General features: G+C 67.0%; 24 protein-coding genes and 2 tRNA genes. 18 read left to right on the top strand and 8 right to left on the bottom strand.

The features are described from left to right. Positions 1 to 139 precede the first annotated feature (139 nt). From yegS to N8888_RS17295, 6 genes are all read left to right on the top strand, one after another. On the top strand, positions 140 to 1,069 hold the full coding sequence (yegS, locus tag N8888_RS17320) for a lipid kinase YegS (RefSeq protein WP_263176186.1): 930 nt from the start codon (positions 140 to 142) through the stop codon (positions 1,067 to 1,069). Between the two features lie 175 nt (positions 1,070 to 1,244). Beyond that, complete coding sequence (gene trpE / locus N8888_RS17315) at positions 1,245 to 2,720, top strand: anthranilate synthase component I (RefSeq protein WP_053515567.1); 1,476 nt, start codon at positions 1,245 to 1,247, stop codon at positions 2,718 to 2,720. A 108-nt stretch (positions 2,721 to 2,828) separates the two neighbouring features. Beyond that, on the top strand, positions 2,829 to 3,416 hold the full coding sequence (locus N8888_RS17310; protein ID WP_263176184.1) for an anthranilate synthase component II: 588 nt from the start codon (positions 2,829 to 2,831) through the stop codon (positions 3,414 to 3,416). Positions 3,417 to 3,434: 18 nt separating this feature from the next. Continuing rightward, positions 3,435 to 4,466 (top strand): anthranilate phosphoribosyltransferase, encoded by a 1,032-nt coding sequence (gene trpD, locus N8888_RS17305; RefSeq protein ID WP_128988929.1) that lies wholly within the window; start codon positions 3,435 to 3,437, stop codon positions 4,464 to 4,466. Between the two features lie 74 nt (positions 4,467 to 4,540). Continuing rightward, a complete protein-coding gene (gene trpC, locus N8888_RS17300) occupies positions 4,541 to 5,335 on the top strand; it encodes an indole-3-glycerol phosphate synthase TrpC (protein ID WP_263176180.1) in 795 nt (264 codons plus the stop codon). Next, positions 5,332 to 6,048, top strand: a complete 717-nt coding sequence (locus tag N8888_RS17295) for a haloacid dehalogenase-like hydrolase (RefSeq protein ID WP_053515578.1) — start codon at positions 5,332 to 5,334, stop codon at positions 6,046 to 6,048. Before trpC ends, N8888_RS17295 begins: the two co-directional genes overlap by 4 nt. A gap of 152 nt (positions 6,049 to 6,200) precedes the next feature. Here N8888_RS17295 and N8888_RS17290 read toward each other — a convergent pair whose 3' ends face one another. Together N8888_RS17290 and crp are read right to left on the bottom strand one after the other, a co-directional pair. Next, on the bottom strand, positions 6,201 to 6,962 hold the full coding sequence (locus N8888_RS17290) for a sulfite exporter TauE/SafE family protein (protein ID WP_065181533.1): 762 nt from the start codon (positions 6,960 to 6,962) through the stop codon (positions 6,201 to 6,203). 62 nt (positions 6,963 to 7,024) lie between these two features. Continuing rightward, complete coding sequence (gene crp, locus N8888_RS17285; protein WP_010482649.1) at positions 7,025 to 7,714, bottom strand: cAMP-activated global transcriptional regulator CRP; 690 nt, start codon at positions 7,712 to 7,714, stop codon at positions 7,025 to 7,027. A gap of 149 nt (positions 7,715 to 7,863) precedes the next feature. Here crp and speD point away from each other — a divergent pair, with 149 nt between their 5' ends. Both speD and N8888_RS17275 read left to right on the top strand, forming a co-directional pair. After that, positions 7,864 to 8,658, top strand: coding sequence for an adenosylmethionine decarboxylase (gene speD / locus N8888_RS17280; RefSeq protein ID WP_019661504.1), 795 nt, complete (start codon positions 7,864 to 7,866; stop codon positions 8,656 to 8,658). 167 nt (positions 8,659 to 8,825) lie between these two features. After that, entirely contained in the window at positions 8,826 to 9,146 is a 321-nt protein-coding gene (locus N8888_RS17275; RefSeq protein ID WP_005411314.1) for a DMT family transporter, read from the top strand. Positions 9,147 to 9,207: 61 nt separating this feature from the next. Here N8888_RS17275 and coq7 read toward each other — a convergent pair whose 3' ends face one another. Continuing rightward, the gene (coq7, locus tag N8888_RS17270) at positions 9,208 to 9,852 is read right to left on the bottom strand and encodes a 2-polyprenyl-3-methyl-6-methoxy-1,4-benzoquinone monooxygenase (RefSeq protein ID WP_053515583.1); all 645 of its coding nucleotides are present in this window, start codon (positions 9,850 to 9,852) and stop codon (positions 9,208 to 9,210) included. Between the two features lie 195 nt (positions 9,853 to 10,047). Between coq7 and rplM the strand changes: the two genes are divergently transcribed. Both rplM and rpsI read left to right on the top strand, forming a co-directional pair. Then, positions 10,048 to 10,476: a 50S ribosomal protein L13 gene (gene rplM, locus N8888_RS17265; protein ID WP_005414692.1), complete on the top strand. Its 429-nt coding sequence runs from the start codon at positions 10,048 to 10,050 to the stop codon at positions 10,474 to 10,476. A gap of 2 nt (positions 10,477 to 10,478) precedes the next feature. After that, entirely contained in the window at positions 10,479 to 10,871 is a 393-nt protein-coding gene (rpsI, locus tag N8888_RS17260; RefSeq protein ID WP_053515585.1) for a 30S ribosomal protein S9, read from the top strand. Between the two features lie 220 nt (positions 10,872 to 11,091). Here rpsI and N8888_RS17255 read toward each other — a convergent pair. Together N8888_RS17255 and N8888_RS17250 are read right to left on the bottom strand one after the other, a co-directional pair. After that, positions 11,092 to 11,166: transfer RNA gene (locus N8888_RS17255), tRNA-Gln, on the bottom strand. Between the two features lie 52 nt (positions 11,167 to 11,218). Beyond that, positions 11,219 to 11,295 (bottom strand) — tRNA-Met (locus N8888_RS17250). 121 nt (positions 11,296 to 11,416) lie between these two features. On the opposite strand from N8888_RS17250, the gene N8888_RS17245 reads away from it, so the two are divergent. The 3 genes from N8888_RS17245 to bfr all read left to right on the top strand — a co-directional run bounded on the left by N8888_RS17245 (position 11,417) and on the right by bfr (position 12,966). After that, entirely contained in the window at positions 11,417 to 12,034 is a 618-nt protein-coding gene (locus N8888_RS17245) for an RNA pyrophosphohydrolase (RefSeq protein ID WP_053515586.1), read from the top strand. 108 nt (positions 12,035 to 12,142) lie between these two features. Next, a complete protein-coding gene (locus tag N8888_RS17240) occupies positions 12,143 to 12,352 on the top strand; it encodes a (2Fe-2S)-binding protein (RefSeq protein WP_032951724.1) in 210 nt (69 codons plus the stop codon). Positions 12,353 to 12,495: 143 nt separating this feature from the next. After that, positions 12,496 to 12,966 (top strand): bacterioferritin, encoded by a 471-nt coding sequence (bfr, locus tag N8888_RS17235; RefSeq protein ID WP_005414691.1) that lies wholly within the window; start codon positions 12,496 to 12,498, stop codon positions 12,964 to 12,966. Position 12,967: 1 nt separating this feature from the next. On the opposite strand, the gene N8888_RS17230 is transcribed toward bfr, so the two are convergent. The 3 genes from N8888_RS17230 to N8888_RS17220 are packed head-to-tail and all read right to left on the bottom strand — an operon-like array spanning position 12,968 to position 17,671. Continuing rightward, positions 12,968 to 15,130 carry an ATP-binding protein gene (locus N8888_RS17230; protein WP_197600281.1) on the bottom strand — a complete coding sequence of 721 codons (2,163 nt, stop codon included), beginning with the start codon at positions 15,128 to 15,130 and terminating at the stop codon, positions 12,968 to 12,970. A gap of 1 nt (position 15,131) precedes the next feature. Then, positions 15,132 to 17,009 (bottom strand): EAL domain-containing protein, encoded by a 1,878-nt coding sequence (locus N8888_RS17225; RefSeq protein WP_065174381.1) that lies wholly within the window; start codon positions 17,007 to 17,009, stop codon positions 15,132 to 15,134. Positions 17,010 to 17,053: 44 nt separating this feature from the next. Continuing rightward, positions 17,054 to 17,671, bottom strand: coding sequence for a DUF4126 domain-containing protein (locus N8888_RS17220; RefSeq protein ID WP_111186823.1), 618 nt, complete (start codon positions 17,669 to 17,671; stop codon positions 17,054 to 17,056). A 179-nt stretch (positions 17,672 to 17,850) separates the two neighbouring features. On the opposite strand from N8888_RS17220, the gene N8888_RS17215 reads away from it, so the two are divergent. From N8888_RS17215 to ampE, 5 genes are all read left to right on the top strand, one after another. Further along, positions 17,851 to 18,594 carry a DUF6776 family protein gene (locus tag N8888_RS17215; RefSeq protein WP_053515594.1) on the top strand — a complete coding sequence of 248 codons (744 nt, stop codon included), beginning with the start codon at positions 17,851 to 17,853 and terminating at the stop codon, positions 18,592 to 18,594. Positions 18,595 to 18,598: 4 nt separating this feature from the next. Beyond that, on the top strand, positions 18,599 to 19,063 hold the full coding sequence (locus N8888_RS17210; protein ID WP_053515596.1) for a bactofilin family protein: 465 nt from the start codon (positions 18,599 to 18,601) through the stop codon (positions 19,061 to 19,063). Between the two features lie 31 nt (positions 19,064 to 19,094). Beyond that, complete coding sequence (gene erpA, locus N8888_RS17205; protein WP_053515598.1) at positions 19,095 to 19,487, top strand: iron-sulfur cluster insertion protein ErpA; 393 nt, start codon at positions 19,095 to 19,097, stop codon at positions 19,485 to 19,487. 118 nt (positions 19,488 to 19,605) lie between these two features. Then, the gene (gene nudC / locus N8888_RS17200) at positions 19,606 to 20,511 is read left to right on the top strand and encodes an NAD(+) diphosphatase (protein WP_263176094.1); all 906 of its coding nucleotides are present in this window, start codon (positions 19,606 to 19,608) and stop codon (positions 20,509 to 20,511) included. A 144-nt stretch (positions 20,512 to 20,655) separates the two neighbouring features. After that, positions 20,656 to 21,543: a regulatory signaling modulator protein AmpE gene (gene ampE / locus N8888_RS17195; RefSeq protein WP_263176091.1), complete on the top strand. Its 888-nt coding sequence runs from the start codon at positions 20,656 to 20,658 to the stop codon at positions 21,541 to 21,543. Positions 21,544 to 21,570: the final 27 nt, after the last annotated feature.

The raw sequence follows: 21,570 nt of genomic DNA, 5'->3' as shown, positions 1-21,570 counted from the left end.
GTGGGAGGCTGATCCTGCCTCCATCCGTCGTCCCTGCTATGGCCTTCCATTCTCCGGGAGCTGAATGACACGCATGTGACATTCACTGCCGGCAAACGGTGCGTTGCTAGCCTGTGCCACCCCACACCGGAATCCCCGCATGACCGCACCGCGCTGGCGCCTGATCCTCAACGGCAAGTCCGCAGGCAATGACGAGCTGCGCGACGCGGTGCGCCATTGGCGGGAGCGGGGCGTGCAGCTGGAGGTACGGGTGACCTGGGAGGAAGGTGACGCCGAGCGTTACGTGGCCGAGGCCATCGACCACGGGGTAGACGTGATCGTGGCGGCAGGCGGCGACGGCACGCTCAGTGCGGTGGCCGAAACGCTGGCCCACCGCGATGAATCCGCCGATGCCCTGCCTTCGCTGGCGTTGGTCCCGATGGGCACCGCCAATGACTTCGCCACCTCGGCGAACCTTCCGACCGAGCCGGAGGCCGCGCTCGCGCTGATCGGGCAGACCACGGCACATGCCATCGATCTGCTGCGCGTGGATGCCGATGGCACGTCCTGGTGGTGCGCCAACCTGGCCAGTGGCGGTTTCGGCACGCAGGTCACCGTGGAAACCGATGCCGGCCTGAAGAAGATGCTCGGCGGCCTGGCCTACGTGATCACCGGCATCGCCAAGCTGGGGCGGATCGAGCCGATCACCGCGCGTCTGCAGGGCCCGGACTTCGCCTGGGAGGGCGGCTTCATCGCGCTGGGGATCGGCAACGGCCGGCAGGCCGGTGGTGGCCAGCAGCTGTGCCCACAGGCACTGATCGATGACGGCCTGCTGGATGTCACCGTCGTACCCGAACTGGAGGGGGAGGTGGCGTCGACGCTGGGGCAGATGCTGACAGGTGGCAAGGAAGCGGCGCTGGAACGGGTGGCCACCCGCGTCCGGCTGCCCTGGCTGCAGCTCGAGTCGGCGCAGCCACTGACCCTGAACCTGGACGGTGAGCCCGTGCAGGCGCGACGGTTCCGCATCGACTGCGTGGCTGGCCGGGTGCGTATGCATCTGCCGGCCGATTGCCCGCTGCTGGCCACGTAAGGTGGCTGCCACGCCTGGCGCTGCGGGGTTCCACTCCCGTCCAAGCTGCGATACAGTCAAGGGGTGTCCAGCCTGACGACCCCGCATACCCTTTCTTCCGCACGCCGTTGGTGGCGATGGTGGCCCGTTGCCGTCGTCCGCCCCCATAACGCTGTGTCCCGGAAGGAAAGTCGTCTTGAACTCGCACGCTCAGTTTCAGCTGCAGGCCGCTGAAGGCCACACCCACATTCCCGTTGTCCGCGAAGTGCTGTCCGACCTGGACACGCCGCTTTCGGTCTATCTGAAGCTCGCCGACGGCCCCAATACCTACCTGTTTGAATCCGTCGAAGGCGGCGAACGCTTTGGTCGTTACTCGATCATTGGCCTGCCGGCGCGCCGCGTGTATGCCTTCCATGGCCATACGCTGACCGTGCGCGAAGACGGCCAGGTGGTGGAAACCCGCGAGGTGGCCGACCCGTTTGCCGAAGTCGAGGCGCTGCGCAGCGCCCACTCGGTGCCGAAGCTGGAGGGCCTGCCGGGCTTCACCGGTGGCCTGGTCGGCTGGTTCGGTTTCGAGTGCATCGGCTATATCGAGCCGCGCCTGGCACCGCCGGCCGGCCGCGATGAACTGGGCACGCCGGACATCCTGCTGCTGCACTCCAACGAGCTGGCGGTATTCGACAATCTCAAGGGCCGCCTGTACCTGATCGTGCACGCGGACCCGCGCGTCGACGGCGCGTTCGAGCAGGCGCAGGCGCGCCTGGATGCGCTCACCGCAAAGCTGCGTGCACCGGGTGCCGGCTATCCCGCACCGCTCAACAGCGATGTGCTGGATGAATCCGATTTCGTCTCCGGTTTCACCCGCGATGGCTTCGTCGATGCGGTCCAGCGCAGCAAGGAATACATCCGCGCCGGCGATATCTTCCAGGTGGTGCTCAGCCAGCGCCTGAGCGTGCCGTTCAACGCACGCCCGGTGGACGTGTACCGCGCGCTGCGCGCATTGAACCCGTCGCCGTACATGTATTTCCTGGATGTCGGCGACCTGCAGGTGGTTGGCTCCTCGCCGGAAATCCTGGTGCGGCTGCAGGACGGCGAAGTCACCGTACGCCCGATCGCCGGCACGCGTCCGCGCGGCGCCACCGTCGAGCAGGACCTGGCACTGGAAGCCGAGCTGCTGGCCGATCCGAAAGAACGTGCCGAGCACCTGATGCTGATCGATCTCGGCCGCAACGATGCCGGTCGCGTATCAAAGGCCGGCACGGTGGAAGTGGGCGAGCAGTTCGTGATTGAACGCTACAGCCACGTCATGCACATCGTCAGCGAGGTGACCGGGCAGCTGCAGCCGGGCCTTAGCTATGCCGACGTGCTGCGCGCCACCTTCCCGGCCGGCACCGTCAGCGGCGCACCGAAGATCCGCGCGCTGGAAGTGATCCGCGAACTGGAGCCGATCAAGCGCAACGTGTACGCCGGCAGCATCGGCTACATCGGTTGGCACGGCGATGCCGATACCGCGATCGCGATCCGTACCGCGGTGATCAAGGACGGCCGCCTGTACGTGCAGGCCGGAGCCGGCATCGTCTACGACTCGGACCCGGACAAGGAATGGGACGAGACGATGAACAAGGGCCGCGCGCTGTTCCGCGCCGTCGCCCAGGCCGCCAAGGGCCTGTAAGGCACCCTGCGCCGTGGCCTGCGCTGCGGCACCTTCCGCTGTACCTGGCCCTCTCCCTGTGCGGCACCCACGTGTACGCCCACTCCCGATAAGCGACGGAACCCGACCATGTTGTGGATGATCGACAACTACGACAGCTTCACCTACAACCTCGTGCAGTACCTGCAGACGCTGGGTGCCGAGGTGAAGGTGGTGCGCAACGATGCAATGAGCGTGGATGAGATCGCCGCGCAGAAGCCCGAACGCATCGTCATCTCGCCCGGCCCGTGCACGCCCAACGAGGCGGGCGTGTCGCTGCAGCTGATCGAACGCCTGGGCCCGACCACGCCGATTCTCGGTGTCTGCCTGGGCCACCAGGGCATCGGCCAGGTCTATGGCGGCGCGGTGATCCGCGCGGGCAACATCATGCACGGCAAGACTTCGCCGATCCGCCATGAAGGCAAGGGCGTCTTCGCCGGCCTGCCGGACCGCTACCAGGCCACCCGTTACCACTCGCTGGTGGTGGACAAGAACAGCCTGCCCGATGTGCTGGAAGTGACCGCCTGGACCGAGAACGACGACGGCTCGATCGAAGAGATCATGGGCCTGCGCCATCGCCACTTCCCGGTGGAAGGCGTGCAGTTCCACCCCGAATCCATCCTCACCGAACACGGCCACGCCCTGCTGCGCAATTTCCTGCAGCGACCGGCCGCCTGAGTCCAAGGAGCAATCCCGATGAGCTTCTCCCCCCAGGAAGCCCTGCACCGCACCATCGAGCACCGCGAGATCTTCTTCGACGAGATGGTCGACCTGATGCGGCAGATCATGCGTGGCGATGTTTCGCCGATGATGACGGCAGCCATCCTCACCGGCCTGCGCGTGAAGAAGGAGACCGTGGACGAAATCGCCGCGGCGGCCACCGTGATGCGTGAATTCGCCCGGCCGGTGCCGGTGGCCGATACCTCCAACCTGGTCGATATCGTCGGCACGGGGGGCGATGGTTCGCATACCTTCAACATCTCCACCTGCGCGATGTTCGTCGCGGCGGCTGCCGGCGCGCGCGTGGCCAAGCATGGCAACCGCAGCGTGTCGTCCAAGTCCGGCAGCGCCGACGCGCTGGAGGCACTGGGCGCGGTGATCGAGCTGCAGCCGGAGCAGGTGGCCGCGGCCATCGAGCGGACCGGGATCGGTTTCATGTTCGCGCCGATCCACCACCCGTCGATGAAGGTGGTGGCGCCGGTGCGCCGCGAGATGGGCGTGCGCACCATCTTCAACATCCTCGGCCCGCTCACCAATCCGGCCAGCGCACCGTCGGTGCTGATGGGCGTGTTCCACCCCGATCTGGTGGGCATCCAGGCGCGCGTGCTGCGCGAACTGGGTACCGAGCGCGCCATGGTGGTCTGGGGCCGCGACAACATGGACGAGATCTCGCTGGGCGCCGGCACCCTGGTTGGTGAACTGCGCGACGGCAGGGTGCGCGAGTACGAGATCCACCCGGAGGACTTCGGCATCGCCATGTCGGCCAGCCGCAACCTGCGCGTGGATGGCCCGGAGCAGTCCATCGCCCTGCTGCGCGCGGTGCTGGACAACGAGCCCGGCCCGGCGCTGGACATCGTCGCGCTCAATGCCGGCGCCGCGCTGTACGTGGCCGGCGTGGCCAGTGACATCGGTGACGGCCTGGCCCGTGCCCGCGCCGCCATCGCCAATGGCAGCGCCCGCCAGCGCCTGCAGCAGTATGTTGAGACCACCCGCGCGCTGGTTGCCTGAGCGCGTGGTTCAGCCTGACCCCGTCGATGGCCGATAATGGCCGTCCTCACCGCCCCCGCACCGAACCGAAGACGATGAGCGACATCCTGCAGACGATCCTGGCCCGCAAGGCCGAAGAAGTAGCCCAGCGCCGCGCCCAGCGCCCGCTCCAGGAGCTTCAGGCCGCCGTGGCCAGCGCCCCGCCGGTACGTGGCTTCGTGCGTGCGTTGCAGGCGGCGGTGGCCAACGGCGACCCCGCGGTGATCGCCGAAGTGAAGAAGGCCAGCCCCTCCAAGGGCGTGATCCGCCCGGATTTCCGCCCGGCCGACATCGCGGTCAGCTACGAGTTCGGTGGTGCCAGCTGCCTGTCGGTGCTGACCGACGTGGATTTCTTCCAGGGCGCCGACGCCTACCTGCAGCAGGCCCGCGAGGCCTGCACGCTGCCGGTGCTGCGCAAGGACTTCGTGATCGATGCCTACCAGGTGTACGAGGCGCGCCTGCTGGGCGCTGACTGCATCCTGCTGATCGTGGCGGCGCTGGACGATACCCAGCTGGCCACGCTGTCGGAACTGGCACTGTCGCTGGGCATGGACGTGCTGGTGGAAGTGCACGACATCGACGAGCTGGAGCGTGCGCTGCAGGTGCCGGCGCCGATGATCGGCATCAACAACCGCAACCTGCGCACCTTCGAGGTCTCGCTGCAGACCACCCTGGACATGCGCCTGGCCGTGCCGCGCGACCGCCTGCTGGTGACCGAGAGCGGCATCCTCGGGCCCCAGGACGTGGCGCTGATGCGTGATGCCGGCATCCACGCGTTCCTGGTCGGCGAGGCCTTCATGCGCGTGGAAGAGCCGGGCGAGGGCCTGCGTCAGCTATTCTTCGCGGCATGAAAACGCATTACCCGACGCCACGCGCGGATGCGCCGCTGGTGGTCTTCGACTTCGATCACACCCTGTACGACGGTGATTCGGGCACGCACCTGTTCGCCTCGCTGATCAAGCGCAACCCGTTGCGCATGCTCGCGGCGCTGCTGGTCACCCCGATTGCCGGGCCGATGGTGGCGATGCTGCCGACCCGCCGTGCCGGCATTTCGATCTACGTGTGGATCGGCAGCTTCGGCCTGCATCGTGCGCGCGAGTTCAACCGGGTGATCGACGCCTACGTGATCAGGAACGAGGCGCAGATGCGCGCCAAGCTGCTGCCGCAGGCGCTGGAGGTGTTCGCCGCGCACCGTGCAAAGGGGGATCGCGTGGTGGTGGCGACTGGCGCCCCGCCCGAACTGGCCCGCGCGATCCTGGCCTTCGTTGCGCACCAGGACGTGCCGGTCATCGGCACGGAGGTCGGGCCGCGCCTGGGAGGGGTGGGGCCGACCCGTCACTGCCACAACGAAGAGAAGATGCGCATGCTGCGTGAACGTGGCTACGGCGACATTGACATTGCCTACTCCGACAGCACTGCGGATCTGCCGCTGCTGCTGGCGGCGAAGGCGCCGGTAGTGGTCAACCCGAAGCCGGGCAAGGTGGCGTTCTTCCGCAGCGTACTGCCGGCGGGCACCCGCATCCTCAACTGGGGCTGCGTCGACCGCGGCGGCGACAAGGCCTGATCCACCGGGCCCGCCGGGCATGGCCCGGCGCCACCCCTTGCCGCCCGATGGCGCCGTGCCATTGCACGCCATCCCGCAGCGCGGGGCCATGCCCGGCGAATCCGCAAGCCATCCGGTAGCGCCGGGCCATGCCCGGCGGGCGCGGGGCGCGGTCAGCGCGCCAGGTACCCGGTCACCGCGTGGCCGATCTGGAACAGGCTGATGCCCAGTACCAGCACGCCAACCGCGACCAGTACCCAGCGTTCCTTGACCCGCTTGACCAGGATCGCGGCCACCGGCGCGGCCATCATGCCGCCGATCAGCAGCCCGGCGACGATCTGCAGGTGCTGCACCCCCATCGACAGCAGGAAGGTGGCCGAGATGGTCAGGGTGACCACGAACTCGGCTGCGTTGACAGTGCCGATCGTGGTACGGGCCTGGCCGCCACGCGCCAGCAGGGTGGACGTGGCGATCGGGCCCCAGCCACCGCCGCCGCTGGCGTCCAGAAGGCCGGCGAAGAAGCCCAGAACCGGCACGCGGCGGATCTCGCCGCTGGGCATCCAGCGCCCGGCAGCACGGGCCAGGATGACGATGGCAAGCACCAGCAGGTACAGGTAGATCAACGGGCGAATGAAATCGCCGGGCAGTTGGGCGAGTACATAGGCACCGATCGCACCCCCGATCGCGCCGGGCAGTGCCAGGCGCACGAACAGGCGCTTATCGACATTGCCAGCCGCAAGATGCGACACACCGGAGGCGCCGGTGGTGAACACTTCGGCGGTGTGGATGCTGGCGCTGACCTGGGCCGGCGGCAATCCCATGCTCAGCATCACCGACGAGGAGACCAGGCCGAAGGCCATGCCCAGCGCGCCATCGACGAGCTGCGCACCGAGGCCGATGAGAATGAACCACCAGAATTCGCTGCTCAGTTCCATGCACCGAGCCTAGCGCGCGAAGGAGTGCGGACCAAGGTCCGCACCCACCGGGTGCTCAACGTTCAACGGGTGCCGTAAAGCACCACGGTCTTGCCGCGGGCATGCAGCAGCCCGTCGGTCTGCAGCTTCTTCAGCACGCGGCCGGCCATCTCACGCGAGCAGCCGACCAGGCGCGCCAGTTCCTGCCGCGAGACGCGCAGCTGGCTGCCCTGCGGGTGGCTCATCGCCTCCGGCTCCTGGGCCAGATCGTGCAGGGTGCGCACGATGCGGTCGGTGACGTCCAGGAACGCCAGGCGGCTGGCCTTGCGGCTGGTGTCGAGCAGACGCTTGGAGATCTGCTGGCCCAGCGCGTACAGCAGGCGCGGCGCGTCGGCCGACAGCGGGCCAAGGAACAGCTGATGCAGGCGCTCGTAGCTGATCTCGGCCAGCTCGCAGGCGGTGCGGGTCCGCAGGATCACCTCGCGGCGGTCCGATTCCACGAACAGGCCCATCTCGCCGACGAACTCGCCGGCACCGAAGTAGCCCAGCACCAGCTCACGATCGTCATCTTCCTCGGCCATGATCGAAACCGAGCCGCTGATGACGTAATACAGGGTTCCCGCCGGGTCTCCTGGTCGGAAGACGTCGGTCCGGGTGGGATATCGCCGCCTGTGGCTGTGCGCCAGGAAACGATCAATTGTTGCGATATCCAGGGCCAGTGGACTGCTAGCTAGGCGCACGGTTGACACGATAGGGGCGCTCCCTCTGCGCATGAACGGATTCACGGGGTCGATAGCGGAGCTTAACCAGCGCAATTGTTAAGGGCAAACAGTGTGCCAGAACTCTTGCGTCTTCACGTTCCCCCCGGGGGCGGTTTGCCCCATAATTCACCCTTTCTCTTCTTACACAGGAATCGACCGCCGTGGTCAAGCCGTTGCCTCGCCTGAGGTTGCAGGGTTTCAACAACCTCACCAAGGCGCTGAGCTTCAACATCTATGACGTGTGTTACGCGCGCACCGAAGAGGAGCGTCAGCGTTACATTGAATACATCGATGAAGAGTACAACGCCGACAGGCTGACTCAAATCTTGACCGATGTCGCCGAGATCATCGGCGCCAACATCCTGAACGTGGCCCGCCAGGACTACGATCCGCAGGGTGCCTCGGTGACCATCCTGATCTCCGAAGAGCCGGTGATCGACAAGAAGCTGGCGGGCAAGGAGCTGATCTCCGACGCCGTGGTCGCGCACATGGACAAGAGCCACATCACCGTCCATACCTACCCGGAAACCCATCCGCAGGAAGGCATCGCGACGTTCCGCGCGGACATCGACGTGGCCACCTGTGGCGTCATTTCGCCGCTGAAGGCCCTGAACTACCTGATCGAGAGCCTGGAATCGGACATCGTGATCATGGACTACCGCGTCCGTGGCTTCACCCGCGATGTGAAGGGCAAGAAGCACTTCATCGATCACAAGATCAATTCGATCCAGAACTTCCTGGCCAAGAACATCAAGTCGCGTTACGAGATGTTCGACGTCAACGTCTACCAGGAGAACATCTTCCACACGAAGATGCACCTGAAGGACTTCGACCTGGATCAGTACCTGTTCGAGGAAAAGGCCAGGAACCTGTCGTTCAAGGAGCGCATGAAGATCGAGGCGCTGCTCAAGCGCGAGATCGAAGAGCTGTTCCACGGTCGCAACCTGTCCGAGTAACACCCCTGTGCGATGCCGGCAGGCATCGTCACCCAGGCGGGACGACCCGCCCCGTGGAACCTGCGTGCTGCGCAATTCATAGTTCCACGGCGATGTACCGACCTACGGCCCGGTGTGAAGACACCGGGCCGTTTTCGTTTTTCAACCACTAGGTAAGGACCCCACCCATGCCCTGGATCTACCTGCTGCTGGCCGGCCTGTTCGAGATCGGCTTCGCGCTTGGAATGAAGTACTCCGAAGGCTTCAGCAAGCCACTGCCCACGGCCGCCACGGTCGTTTCCGCGCTGATCAGCCTGTACCTGATGAGCCAGGCCATGAAGAGCATTCCGGTCGGCACGGCCTATGCCATCTGGACCGGCATCGGGGCCATGGGCGTGGCAGTGCTGGGCATCTACCTGTTCAACGACAGTGCTTCACCGGCCCGCCTGGCCTGCGTGGGCCTGATCGTCGCCGGTGTGATCGGCCTGAAGCTGGTGTCGCCGAACTGAGCCGGCGCTGAGGCGTCCGATGCCGCGTTGCCGGCAGCGCCGGGCCATGCGCGGCGGCCGTTCAGAGGCGGTACGCGATGGTCTTCATCACCTTCGAGGCCAGCGCCATCGCCCCCGGAATCGGGAAGGGCAGGCGGCGGGCGCCGGCCTGCTCGGCATGGTCCGCATGCCGGGCCTCGTCCTGCTTCATCACTTCGATGACCGCGCGGCTGCGCAGGTCGGCGGCCGGGAGATCGACCAGATGCTCATCCAGGTGGGCCTCGACCTGGCGTTCGGTCTCGACCACAAAACCCAGGTTCCAGCCATCACCGCGCAGCCCGGCCAGAGTGCCGATGGTGTAACTGCCTGCGTACCAGAGCGGGTTGAACAGGCTCGGCCGGCTGTCCAGTTCGGCCAGGCGGGTGGCACACCACGCCAGGTGGTCGGTTTCCTCCTGCGCTGCCTCCAGCAGATGCTCGCGGGTGGCCGGGTCGCGGGCCACGGCGGCCTGGCCGAAATACAGGCCCTGCGCGCAGACCTCGCCGACGTGGTTGATCCGCATCAGCCCGGCCGCATGGCGGCGCTGGCGGGCGTCCATGCCCGGCTCGTCGGTGTCCACCGCCGGATAGGGGCGGCTGGCCGGCGGGTTGCCGAACACCGTGTCCAGGGCGCGCTGGGCTTCGGTCAGCAGGTGGTCCAGCGGGGTGGTCTGGCGGAGCACGGTCATGGCGATACGGTGGGGCGGGAGACCCGCCGATTCTCGCCCGCGCCCGCGCCCCTGCCAACCCGGGACAGGGGGCGGCTTGCGCCGGGGCCTGGACCTGCGTACAATCCCGCCTCTTGCGCTTCACCTTTCACAACGCGTGGCAGAGTTCCGGCGAGTCCTTCGCCGCAATGAGCCCGACCTAACCTAGAGTTCTTCATGAGCACTTTCACTGCCAAGAACGAGACCGTCCAGCGCGACTGGTACCTCGTCGACGCCGAGGGCAAGACCCTGGGCCGTCTCGCCACCGAGCTGGCCCGCCGTCTGCGTGGCAAGCACAAGCCGGTCTACACCCCGCACGTTGATACCGGCGACTACCTGGTCGTCATCAATGCAGAAAAGATTGCCGTCACCGGCAAGAAGCTGCAGGACAAGATGTATCACCGTTTCACCGGTTACATCGGCAACCTGAAGACCGAGTCCCTGGCCCAGGCGCTGGAGCGCCACCCGGAGCGCGTGATCGAGATCGCCGTGAAGGGCATGCTGCCGAAGGGCCCGCTGGGTCGCCAGATGTACCGCAAGCTCAAGGTCTACGCCGGCACTGAGCATCCGCACGCCGCACAGCAGCCGCAGGTTCTGGATATCTAATCATGGCTATCACTCAAAACTACGGCACTGGCCGCCGCAAGTCCTCCACCGCTCGCGTGTTCCTGCGCAAGGGTTCGGGCAACATCACCGTCAATGGCCGTCCGCTGGACGAGTTCTTCGGTCGTGAGACCGCGCGCATGATCGTGCGCCAGCCGCTCGAGCTGACCAAGAACACCGAAAGCTTCGACATCCTGGTCACCGCCACCGGCGGCGGCACCACCGGCCAGGCCGGTGCGATCCGTCTGGGCATCGCCCGTGCGCTGGTCGAGTATGACGAAACCCTGAAGTCCGAGCTGCGCAAGGCTGGCTTCATGACCCGTGACGCCCGTGAAGTCGAGCGTAAGAAGGTCGGTCTGCACAAGGCCCGTCGCGCCACCCAGTTCTCCAAGCGCTGATCCACTGCGCCTGGCTGGGCTCCTCCGGGAGCCCGCTGGTTGGAAAAAGCAGAAGCCCGGCTTTGGCCGGGCTTTTGCCGTTTCGGGGTTGTGCATTGGAGAGAGTGGGGTCAGAGCCCATTCCTGCGAACAACCCCGGGGTTCTCTCTGGAGGGGAGCCCCCGCGGAGCCCAGAAACGCAGAAGGCCAGATCTTTCGATCTGGCCTTCTGCGTTTAATTTGGCTGCCCCGGATGGATTCGAACCACCGAATGCCTGAGTCAGAGTCAGGTGCCTTACCGCTTGGCGACGGGGCAATGTATCGTGTAACTATTTTCTCACTTTTCACGCTGAAAAACAACTTCAGCATGGTGGCTATGGGTGGACTCGAACCACCGACCCCAGCATTATGAGTGCTGTGCTCTAACCGGCTGAGCTACATAGCCTTGGTGAGCCCGCTATTCTGCTGATACGCCGTGGGACTGTCAACACATTTGTGCCGCGCTTGTCGCCTGACAGGCGGCGTGGGATAGTCCTGACCAGTAGATTTTTTTAGGAGTCCGCATCGTGATCGATCCGGACGGCTATCGACCGAACGTCGGCATCGTGCTGATGCGGCAGGACGGGCAGGTGTTCTGGGCACGACGCGTGCGCCGGGATGGCTGGCAGTTCCCGCAGGGTGGGATGAACACCGACGAGACGCCCGTCGAGGCCATGTATCGCGAACTGCAGGAAGAGACCGGCCTGCTGCCTGAGCACGTGGAAGTGCTGGGGGCAACGCCCGGCTGGCTGCGCTACAAGCTGCCGGCGCGGGCGGTCCGCCGCAATGAACGGCAGGTCTGCATCGGCCAGAAGCAGGTCTGGTTCCTGCTGCGCCTGACCGGTGACGAATCCCATGTGTGCCTGGACCATACCGATTCGCCGGAGTTCGATCACTGGCGCTGGGTGGATTTCTGGTATCCGGTGGAGCATGTGGTGATGTTCAAGCGCGGCGTCTACGCGCGCGCGCTGCGACACCTGGCGCCGCTGGCGCGCGGGGTGGCGGGGCAGGGCGTCACTGCCATGCCGAAGAGCGCAGCGGAAGCGTGGATGCCCGGCAACACCGCGGGCCACGACCGACCGCGCAAGCGGCCGCGCAGCAGGGGCTACTGGCCCAAAAAGGCGCAGGAAGGACCGACGAGCTGACCGCCTGAACGGTATCGAGAATGGTTCAGGTCTCTGATTGACAACCATTCTCGTTTCCATTGGAATAGCGACCAGGCCGCTTCTGGCCTGTCAGCCCGGTTCCCGCCTGTGTACGTCTGCATCTGCAACGGAGTCACCGACCACCAGATCCGCGAAGCCGCCAGCCATGGCGTGACGTCGGTGGCCGAGCTGACCATGCGCACCGGATGCGGCGCGACCTGCGGGTCCTGTCTGGACATGGCCGGCGAGCTGCTGGCCAAGGCACGTGCCACCCACGATCTGCCGTTGCCGGTACTCGGTCTGGCCCAGGTCGCCTGACTGTCTTTTCCGCGGTGCGTTGATACCGCGCCTGCGCATCCCTCACGTGCGGCCGCACAGGCCAATGCGCACGATTCGCGTTCCTTCACGACCGCACGCAAGGCGGTAAAGTGCCTGCGTTTTCAGCGTGCAGGAGTATCCCCATGAAGGGCGACACCAAGGTCATCGAATTCCTCAACAAGGTCCTCTACAACGAGCTGACCGCGATCAACCAGTATTTCCTGCACGCCAAGATGCTGAAGAACTGGGGCATCAAGGAACTCGCAGAGCATGAGTACAAGGAATCGATCGACGAGATGAAGCATGCCGACATGCTCGCCGACCGCATCCTGTTCCTTGAAGGACTGCCGAACTTCCAGGCGCTGGGCAAGCTGCGCATCGGCGAGAACCCGACCGAGATCCTGCAGTGTGACCTCTCGCTCGAGCGTGATGGCGTGGTCACCCTGCGCGAGGCGGTGGCCTATGCCGATTCGGTCGGCGACTATGTGAGCCGCCAGCTGTTCGTGAAGATCCTCGATTCGGAGGAAGAGCATATCGACTGGCTGGAAACGCAGCTGGACCTGATCGAGCGCATCGGCGAACCGAAGTACCTGCTGAGCAAGCTCGAAGAGTGAGTCAGCCCGCCTGGCCGGCGCGATGCTGTGCCAGGTACCCGCCCAGCGCCACCCGTGCCCGGGCGAATTCGGCCACCAGCAGCGCAACCGCAACGGCGGGGCGCTGCAGACTGCCGGCGCGGGCCTCGTGCTCGATCCGCTGTGCGACCGCCGACAGCGACATCGCGCCGACATTCGCGCTGGAGGACTTCAGGCTGTGCGCGACTGCCTGCAGGCGCTGGCCATCGTGGTCCTGCGCCGCCTGCTGCAGCGCCTGCACCATCGCCGGTGCGTCTTCCAGGTACACCGATACGATCTGCGTGGCGGCATCACCGATGACCGCCTGCAGCTCGTCCAGCACGTTCCGGTCCAGAACCGGGTGGGCGACAGGTTCTGGACCGGCCTTCGCTGCCGCCGCCGGAACTGCCGGCGTGGGGAGGGCTTTGGGGCCCCAGCGCAGCAGCAGCGCGTGCAGCGTGTCGCGCGCGATCGGTTTGGACAGGTAATCGTCCATGCCTGCTCGCAGGCAGCGTTCGCGATCACCGGCCATGGCATTGGCGGTCATGGCGATGATCGGCAGGCGCCGGCCTCCGGCTGCGATCTCTTCCTCGCGCCACTGGCGCGTCGCGGCGTAACCGTCCAGCACCGGCATCTGGCAGTCCATCAGGACTACGTCCACACCGCCTTCGCGCAGCGCGACCAGTGCCTGCTCACCATCGACGGCGTTGCGGACCTCGCACTGGAATACCCGCAGCAGGTGTTCGGCCACCATGCGGTTGACCGTATTGTCCTCCACCAGCAGCACGCGTAGACCGAGCGCTGGCAGGGCAGCCGGTGCCTGGCCCTCTTCGGCGGCAGCCAGCCAGGCGGACGGGCGCGCGCTGGCGGTGGGCGTGGCAAGCAGGGCGTGCAGGGCGGCATCCTCGAAGGCGACCGGCAGCTGGCGATGGCGCTCCTGCGCGGGCAGCGGCTCGTCCTGCAGCCACAGCACCTGCAGCGTGTCGTCCTCACCGCGCGCAGCCAGCGCCTGCCGCAGGCGGGTTCCGCCGCTGCGGCGCGCAGGCGCATCGATCAGCAGCCAGGCCGGCGCAGCGTGCCCGGGGCGGGGCACGGCTCGCAGCCGCTCGGCCAGCGCGTCCATCCCGTCGATGACCTGCACCTGCAGCTCGTGATGGGCGGCAATGCGTTCGATGCGCGCCTGCAGGTGGCTGTCGGCACTGAACAGCAGCAGGGTGGCCGGTGCGCGTGCCATCGCCGGCAGGTCGCCGGGAACCTTCAACAACGGAATCTCGAACCAGAAGCGGGCGCCCTGGCCGGGGGTCGACTGGACGCCGATGTGGCCGTGCATCAGGTCGATGATGCGTTTGCAGATGGCCAGGCCCAGGCCGGTGCCACCATAGATGCGGGTGGTCGACGCATCGGCCTGGCTGAAGGACTGGAACAGGCGTGCCTGCTGGGCCTCGTCGATGCCGATGCCGGTGTCGATCACTTCGAAGCGCAACTGGTGCTGGGCCGGACCTTCGCCCAGCCGTTGCACGCGCAGCTGCACCTGGCCGCGTGCCGTGAACTTGATGGCATTGGCCAGAAGGTTGCTCAGCACCTGCCGCAGGCGCACCGGATCGCCGCGCACGGGAAGGCGGACCGTCGGATCCAGTTGCAGCACCAGTGCCAGTCCCTTGGCGTCGGCAGCGCGCTGCATCAGCTGCACCACGGCGTCGAGCAGCTCGCGCAGATTGAAGCTGGTGATCTCCAGCTCCAGTGCCTGTGCTTCCAACCGCGAGTAATCGAGGATGTCGTCGACGATACGCAGCAGCTGCTGCGAGCTGGCCGATGCGGTGGCCAGCATCTGCCGCTGGTCCTCGCCCAGCGGGCCACGCGCGATCAGCTCCAGCATCGGCAGGATGCCGTTGAGTGGCGTACGGATCTCGTGGCTCATCGTGGCCAGGAACTCGCCCTTGGCCAGCACCGCCGCCTCGGCCGCCTGCTTGGCCTGCAGCAACTGCTGTTCGAGCTGGCCCTGGCGCTCGGTGGTGCGGCGCAGCTGGTCGCGCTCGCTGGCCAGCGCGGCACGATCCCGTTGCAGTGCGGCCAGCGCCTGGCTGCGCGTGCGCAGGCGCAGCCCCGCCAGCAGCAGCGCGATGGCCGCCACGGCCAGGGCCACCAGCAGCACTGCCCACAGCGGCATGTCAGAGCACCGCGTTGTGGAAGTCGAAGTTCAGGTCGCTGCCGGCGGACTGCACCATGTTGCCCTGGATGTAGTCGACCCCTCCCACCCACATCGCGGCCGCTGCCTGCGGATCTTCGATCTGCTGCCCGATGATCTGCAGACCGGCGCCGTGCGCCCGCTCGATCGCCCTGCGCAGTTCTTCGCGCGTGCCTGGATTGGCGTGGCTGCTGGAGAAGCGTGCAGCCATGCGTACGAACGAAAGCGGCAGCTGGCCCAGCAGCGCGTCGGCATCGTTGCCGGGCTCGAACTGGCTCAGGCAGAAGCGCACGCCGGCTTGCGCCATGCGCTGACAGAACTGCTGCAGCGGCACGGTGTGGATCAGCGCATCAGGCAGGCGCACGTCGATGACCAGCGCACTGCCTGGCAGGTCGCGCTGCTGCAGCGACTCCAGCAGCCAGTCGGCGAAGGCGTCGCGCTGCAGGGTACGCAGCGACTGCGAGACGAACAGATTGAGCGGCTGGGTGGCATGCCGGTACAGATCCAGGAGGCCCAGCGCATGATCGAGCACCTGCTGGTCGAGGTCGGCGATGCGGCCGGCGGCTTCGGCGGCCGGAATCACCTGGCCGGCGGTCAGCACGGTGCCGTCGGCCTGGCGCAGCCGCAGCAGGACCTGGTACTGCGCGCTGCCTCCACCGGCGACGGCGACGATGGGTTGGTAAGCCAGTTCCAGCTGGCCTTCCAGCAGGGCCAGATGCTCCTGTTCGCTGATGGCCTGCCGATGCACGTGGCCGGCCACGCCGGCACTGAGCAGGCGCGCCTGCAGGGTCGTGCGCTCGACGGCTTCCAGCGCACTGGCGGCATCCTCGAAGCCGGGCGACAGCGGTGCATAGCCGACCACGCCACGCAGGTGCACCGATTCGTCATCGCGGATCACGAAGGCCCTCGCGGAGAGCTGCTCGCGCAGGGTGGCGGCCACGCTCTCCAGCCTGTCCTCATCGGCATCACGCGCCAGCAGCAGGAAACTGTTGTCGTTCAGGCGCGCCAGCAGGTGCGGATGGCCGGCTTCGGCCAAGCGCTGTCCGGCCTGCACCATCAGCCGTTCGAACGCAGCGTAGCCATAGCGCTCGCGCAGGCCCAGCGCGCTGGCCACCTCGATGAAGAACAGGCCGCCACGATCATGGTGGGCCAGGGCGGCATTGAGCTGCTGCAGCACATGATGGCGCGTCGGCAGGCCGGTTTCAGGATTGCTGGTGGCCGGCGTGCCGGAGGCGCCGGGCAAGGTTGCCGCCTGCGCGCGGGCACGGCGGATGCGGTTGGCGACCGCCGCGATCAGGTGCCGCGGCCGGATCGGCTTGCTCAGGTAGTCGTCGGCACCGCTGTCGAGCACTTCGAACTGGCGCTCCGGATCGGGATCGCCGCTGAGGAACACGATGGGCAGCAACTGCAGGCCGGGCTGCTGGCGAATCATCGCCGTCAGCCGCATGCCGTCCAGGCCGGGCAGGTGCAGGTCCATCAGGATCAGGTCAGGGCGATGGTCCTTGATCGATTGCTGGACGCCTTCGGCATCGCTGAGCACGATGGCCTGCATGCCGGCGCCGTGCAGCACGCTCTGCGCGAACAGGGCCTGCGCACGGTCGTCCTCGACGATCAGCACGCGGTATGGTGAATCCGCCGGCGCCGGTGCCGGGTCGTGGTTGCCCGCCTCGGGCTGTGAGGTGACGCCCGGCAGCGGCGGCGGAGCACCGCCGGAGGCAGGCCCACTGTCAGCGACGCTGGACGGAACCGAGGGGGAGGCACCCGCGTCCACCACCGCAGTGGCCCAGCGTTGCCAATGATCGGCCGGTGGCGTTTCAGCGCGACCCGGGCGGACGCCTGCGGGGGATTCAATTGCGGCCATGGGGGCTCCTGATGATCGCAGCCATTATGCGACACGCCCGGCGTTCATCTGGTGCGTGGCTGTTGCCGGTCAGTGCCGTTGCCGGCACGGGCAAGCCAACGCACGCCGTGCCACAGAGCGCGCCATGCCAGCCAGACCAGCAATGCGCCGGCCAGGCTGCATGCCAGCACCACGACCAGCGCGATCCAGGGGTGTGCCAGGGCCAATGCCAGGCCGCCAACCACCACGGTGTCTTCGGCGATCGAGGCGACCCAGTTGCTGGCCGGCTCCGGCGAGGTGTTGAGCAGGGCACGGGTGCCCGCCTTCAGGCCATGGCTGGCCAGGGCAACGCCGGCGCCGGCAGCGAGCGCACCGGTACCCAGCTGCCCATCCGGCGACAGGGTGGCGGCGGCGAGGAAGGCGCCGGCGGGGACCCGGGCAAGGGTCTGCACCAGGTCCCAGACCGAATCCACGCCGGGAATCTTGTCGGCAAAGAACTCGGTCACGGCCAGCGCCGCTGAGGTACCCAGCACCCACCACGACTCGGTCGCCTGCAGGGCGGGCGGCAGGTCGACCCAGCCGAGCAGGCCGGCCAGGCCGACACCGAAGACGGTGAGGTAGACACGGATGCCGGCCAGCCAGGCCAGCAGGATGCCGATCACGAACAGGTGGGCTTCGGTCATGGCGATGCTCCGACGGCGGAACTGTGCGAGGGGCCACACTATCGACGATGGCGTGCCTGAACGCCACAGACCTCGGTCGCCTCCAGCGCAGGAATCCTGCCGATCCTGTCATACACTAGCCCGTCGTTTGCCACACGGGCCGTGCCGGTGTCGCGCCCGCGATGCCACGGGATCTACCCATGACCAACCGTCCTCCCATGCGCGTGCAGGTCCGCCTGCCCGGCGCGTCACATCCGCCCGCGGACCGCCGTCGCCTGTGGGTGATTGGAGGCATCTGGCTGCTCAGCCTGGTGCTGGCCACGATCGGAGGCTGCTGGATGGGGGCGCCGCGTGGCGAGCAGGGACAACGGTTGCAGGCGGCCGAGAAGCGTGCCGAGAGCCTGCAGGCGCAGCTGACCGAACTGCGCCAGAAGCAGGCCACGCTGGAAGCCTCCGACCGCATCAGCCGCGCCGCCAACAACGAAGTGCAGTCCTCGCTCGCCGAGCGCGACGAAGAGATCGCCGGGTTGCGCGCGGACGTCGCCTTCTATGAGCGCCTGGTCGGTTCGACCAGCCAGCGCAAGGGCCTGAACACCCACTCGATCGAGTTCAGCCCGGAATCGGCCGGCACCTGGCAGTACACCGCCGTGCTGACCCAGAACCTCAACCGCGGGGCCATCAGCCAGGGGCAGATGCGTTTCACCGTGGAAGGCGTGAAGAACGGCAAGCTGGCCACGATCAGCTGGGATGATCTGCACCAGCGCAGCAAGGTGCCGGGACAGGACTACTCGTTCCGGTACTTCCAGCAGCTCACCGGCAGCGTGATGCTGCCGGCTGACTTCACTCCGCAACGCGTGCGGGTGACATTGGGGAGTGGTGCGGGGGGCGCCACCCAGGTATTCGACTGGAAACAGGCCGGCGCGCCGGCCAGCAAAGGGGAGTAGGCAGATGTTCGGAAACAGCAAATCCAACCGTGACGGCCAGCTGGTGGTGGATGCCCTGATCGGCAACCAGGTGGTGATCCGCGGTGATGTGGAGTTCAGTGGTGGCCTGTACGTGGAAGGTCGCATCCATGGCAAGGTGATCGCCGCCGAAGGCGCCAGCACCGCGACCCTGACGCTCGCCGAGCATGGCGTGATCGAAGGGGAGATCCGTGCCCAGGTGGTGGTCATCAGCGGCCGCCTGGAGGGGGATGTCCACGCCACCGAAAAGGTCGAACTGACCCCGAGCGCGCGGGTCAACGGCAATGTCCACTACGAGGTGGTGGAGATGAACGCCGGGGCCCAGCTGAATGGACGCCTGATCCATGCCAGCGCACCGCTGGCGGCCCTGCCTGCACCTGAAAGCGGCGATCCCGCCAGTGGCAAGGGCGACACGGCGGCCCGACGCAAGCTGGCCGAAGCGATGGCTTGAAAGCCACCGCCGGTGCCCCCATGCTGATGCCATGAGCACGCTAGTCTCCCTGCCCGGCGCCCCCACGGCGGCCGCGCCCGATTACCAGTCGCTGGAGCGGCCGCTGAACTTCACCGAAGCAGCGGCCTCTAAGGTCAAGTCGTTGATCCAGGAAGAGGGCAACCCCGATCTGGCGCTGCGTGTGTATATCGAGGGTGGCGGCTGTTCGGGCTTCCAGTACGGTTTCGAGTTCGACGAGAACCGTGCCGAGGACGATCTGGCGGTACAGACCAGCGGGGTGACCCTGCTGGTCGACCCGCTCAGCCTGCAGTACCTGATGGGGGCTGAAGTGGATTACACCGAGAGCCTGACCGGCGCGCAGTTCGTGATCCGCAATCCGAACGCGAAGACCACCTGCGGTTGCGGCAGCAGCTTCAGCATGTGATTGCAGGGCGCGGGGCCTGCGCTCCGCGCCAGGTGTGTCGAGCGGTCTCCACACCTCACAGCAGAATGCGCACAGCGCCGACCTTGCCACCCGCATCGAATGGCGGCAGGCTTGCTGGATGTCCAATATTCTTTCGCCGCTGTCCGGTTTCGCCTTCATTGGCGAACCGCTGGAGCGCGCCGATGCCCTGCGCGAAGATGCCGATGTGCTGGCACGCCTGTGGCCGGATGCGCGGGTTCTCGTGCTTGACCAGGACGGCAGTGCCTTCACCGGTGCTGATGACCAGCCACTGGCGCTGACCGGCGCCGACATCGGGGGCGGCCCCGGTGCCGCGATCTTCCTGGGTCTGCGGGGTGAGCAGGCCTGGTTCTCGGTGGAAGCGTCCGCGGTTGCCGTCACTGCGCCTGGCCGGCTCGACCTGCGCCAGGCGGCACTGCTGTGGCCGGTGGCCGATGCGACCGCTTTCAGCTACGCGCGCGGCATGTCCTACTGGCATTCGCGCACGCGCTTCTGCGGAGTCTGCGGGGGGGCGGTGGCCTTTGCCCGCGGTGGCTTCGTTGGCCGCTGCGGGCAGTGCGCGATCGAACACTATCCCCGGGTGGACCCGGCGGTGATCGTCGCGGTGGAAAACCAGGGCCGGTTGCTGCTGGGGCGGCAGTCCAACTGGGCGCCGCGCCGCTATTCGGTACTGGCGGGTTTCGTCGAACCAGGCGAGACCTTCGAACAGACCGTGGTGCGGGAAGTGCACGAGGAGAGCCGGGTGCGCATCACTGCCTGCCAGTATCTCGGTTCACAGCCCTGGCCGTTCCCGGGCGCGCTGATGGTGGGGTTCCGTGCGCAGGCGCAGGACGATGTGCCGACCGTGGATGGCGAACTGGAGGATGCGCGCTGGTTCAGTGCCGACGAGGTGGGCGCGGCGCTGGCACGTGATGTCGAAGATGATGGCCAGGGCATCCGCCTGTCGCCGCCGATCTCGATTTCGCGGGGGCTGATCGAGCACTGGTATCGCCAACAGCGGGGTTGAAGAACGCACCGGCCTGTCAGAACGGCGGCGACCATTGCCGCCACCTGAACACGGCCCGGGTTACAGTGCGGCAGACCGCTGATGGCGGCGTCGCGACGGGTAAGGTAGCGACGCCGAGCGCCTTGTTTCGTAGGGAGACCTGCCATGTTCACCACTCTGGCTGCCGTGCTGGTTGCACTGGCCCTGGGCCATGTCGCCCCGGCCGCTGCCGCCTCGCTGCGCCGCTTTGACAGCTTCCGGCGCTGGCTGGGCTGGCTGGATGCGCACGGCGGCAAGGCCTGGCAGGGCCCCATGGGCGTGGTACTGGCGCTGCTGCCGCCGCTGGTGTTGATGGCGCTGCTGGCCTGGCTGCTGCGCGGCGTGCTGTTCGGGCTGCCCGCGTTGCTGCTGGGCGTGGCGGTTCTGGCCTGGTGCTGGGGGCCGCGCGACCTGGACCGCGACATCGAAGCGATCATCGATGCCGATGACGCACCGACCCGGCAGGCGGCCGTGCGCCATCTGCAGGCGGCCGGTGGCAGCCTGCGCGAGGATGTACCCTCGCTGGTGGAGGCGACCGTACTCAATGCGCTGCGCCGCTGGTTTGCGGTGCTGTTCTGGTTCCTGCTGCTGGGCCCGGTGGGCGCGCTGGGCTATCGCCTGCTGGCGCTGATGTCCGAAAGCCCGATGCGTGCACGCGTACCGGTGGAACCGCTGGCAGTGGCCCAGCGCTTGCTGGGCTGGATCGAATGGCCGGTGGCACAGTTGATGGCGTTCTCGATGGCACTGGTCGGCAACTTCGACACGGCGTGGAAGGCATGGCGGCAAGCGCATGGCGAGCGCCTGGTCGGAGGCATCGGATTCCTGGGTGCGGTGGCGCGGGCCAGCGTCAATGCCGAGCTGCGCGAGGACGCGCATGACTACACCGAGGCGGGCCTGCTGCCGGTCTGGCAACGTCTGCCCGACCTGCGCGATGCCATGAGTCTGGTCTGGCGGATGCTGCTGCTGTGGCTGGCGGTGCTGGCCGTGCTGGTGATCGCCGGCTGGGTGACGTAGCCGCTGGCCAGGCGCGTGCGGCCTGAC

The sequence above is a fragment of the Stenotrophomonas maltophilia genome, assembly GCF_025642255.1.
In the GTDB taxonomy this organism is placed as follows: domain Bacteria; phylum Pseudomonadota; class Gammaproteobacteria; order Xanthomonadales; family Xanthomonadaceae; genus Stenotrophomonas; species Stenotrophomonas maltophilia_P.
Note: the sequence above shows the minus strand (reverse complement) of the source record. Positions and strands in the feature narration are given on the sequence as shown.

Bases quoted from the DNA above. Each gene is read 5' to 3' on its own strand.
- yegS (WP_263176186.1), top strand. From the start codon at position 140: ATGACCGCACCGCGCTGGCGCCTGATCCTCAACGGCAAGTCCGCAGGC.
- N8888_RS17310 (WP_263176184.1), top strand. From the start codon at position 2,829: ATGTTGTGGATGATCGACAACTACGACAGCTTCACCTACAACCTCGTG.
- trpD (WP_128988929.1), top strand. From the start codon at position 3,435: ATGAGCTTCTCCCCCCAGGAAGCCCTGCACCGCACCATCGAGCACCGC.
- trpC (WP_263176180.1), top strand. From the start codon at position 4,541: ATGAGCGACATCCTGCAGACGATCCTGGCCCGCAAGGCCGAAGAAGTA.
- N8888_RS17295 (WP_053515578.1), top strand. From the start codon at position 5,332: ATGAAAACGCATTACCCGACGCCACGCGCGGATGCGCCGCTGGTGGTC.
- N8888_RS17290 (WP_065181533.1), bottom strand. From the start codon at position 6,962: ATGGAACTGAGCAGCGAATTCTGGTGGTTCATTCTCATCGGCCTCGGT.
- crp (WP_010482649.1), bottom strand. From the start codon at position 7,714: ATGCGCAGAGGGAGCGCCCCTATCGTGTCAACCGTGCGCCTAGCTAGC.
- N8888_RS17275 (WP_005411314.1), top strand. From the start codon at position 8,826: ATGCCCTGGATCTACCTGCTGCTGGCCGGCCTGTTCGAGATCGGCTTC.
- coq7 (WP_053515583.1), bottom strand. From the start codon at position 9,852: ATGACCGTGCTCCGCCAGACCACCCCGCTGGACCACCTGCTGACCGAA.
- rplM (WP_005414692.1), top strand. From the start codon at position 10,048: ATGAGCACTTTCACTGCCAAGAACGAGACCGTCCAGCGCGACTGGTAC.
- rpsI (WP_053515585.1), top strand. From the start codon at position 10,479: ATGGCTATCACTCAAAACTACGGCACTGGCCGCCGCAAGTCCTCCACC.
- bfr (WP_005414691.1), top strand. From the start codon at position 12,496: ATGAAGGGCGACACCAAGGTCATCGAATTCCTCAACAAGGTCCTCTAC.
- N8888_RS17230 (WP_197600281.1), bottom strand. From the start codon at position 15,130: ATGCCGCTGTGGGCAGTGCTGCTGGTGGCCCTGGCCGTGGCGGCCATC.
- N8888_RS17225 (WP_065174381.1), bottom strand. From the start codon at position 17,009: ATGGCCGCAATTGAATCCCCCGCAGGCGTCCGCCCGGGTCGCGCTGAA.
- N8888_RS17220 (WP_111186823.1), bottom strand. From the start codon at position 17,671: ATGACCGAAGCCCACCTGTTCGTGATCGGCATCCTGCTGGCCTGGCTG.
- N8888_RS17215 (WP_053515594.1), top strand. From the start codon at position 17,851: ATGACCAACCGTCCTCCCATGCGCGTGCAGGTCCGCCTGCCCGGCGCG.
- N8888_RS17210 (WP_053515596.1), top strand. From the start codon at position 18,599: ATGTTCGGAAACAGCAAATCCAACCGTGACGGCCAGCTGGTGGTGGAT.
- erpA (WP_053515598.1), top strand. From the start codon at position 19,095: ATGAGCACGCTAGTCTCCCTGCCCGGCGCCCCCACGGCGGCCGCGCCC.
- nudC (WP_263176094.1), top strand. From the start codon at position 19,606: ATGTCCAATATTCTTTCGCCGCTGTCCGGTTTCGCCTTCATTGGCGAA.
- ampE (WP_263176091.1), top strand. From the start codon at position 20,656: ATGTTCACCACTCTGGCTGCCGTGCTGGTTGCACTGGCCCTGGGCCAT.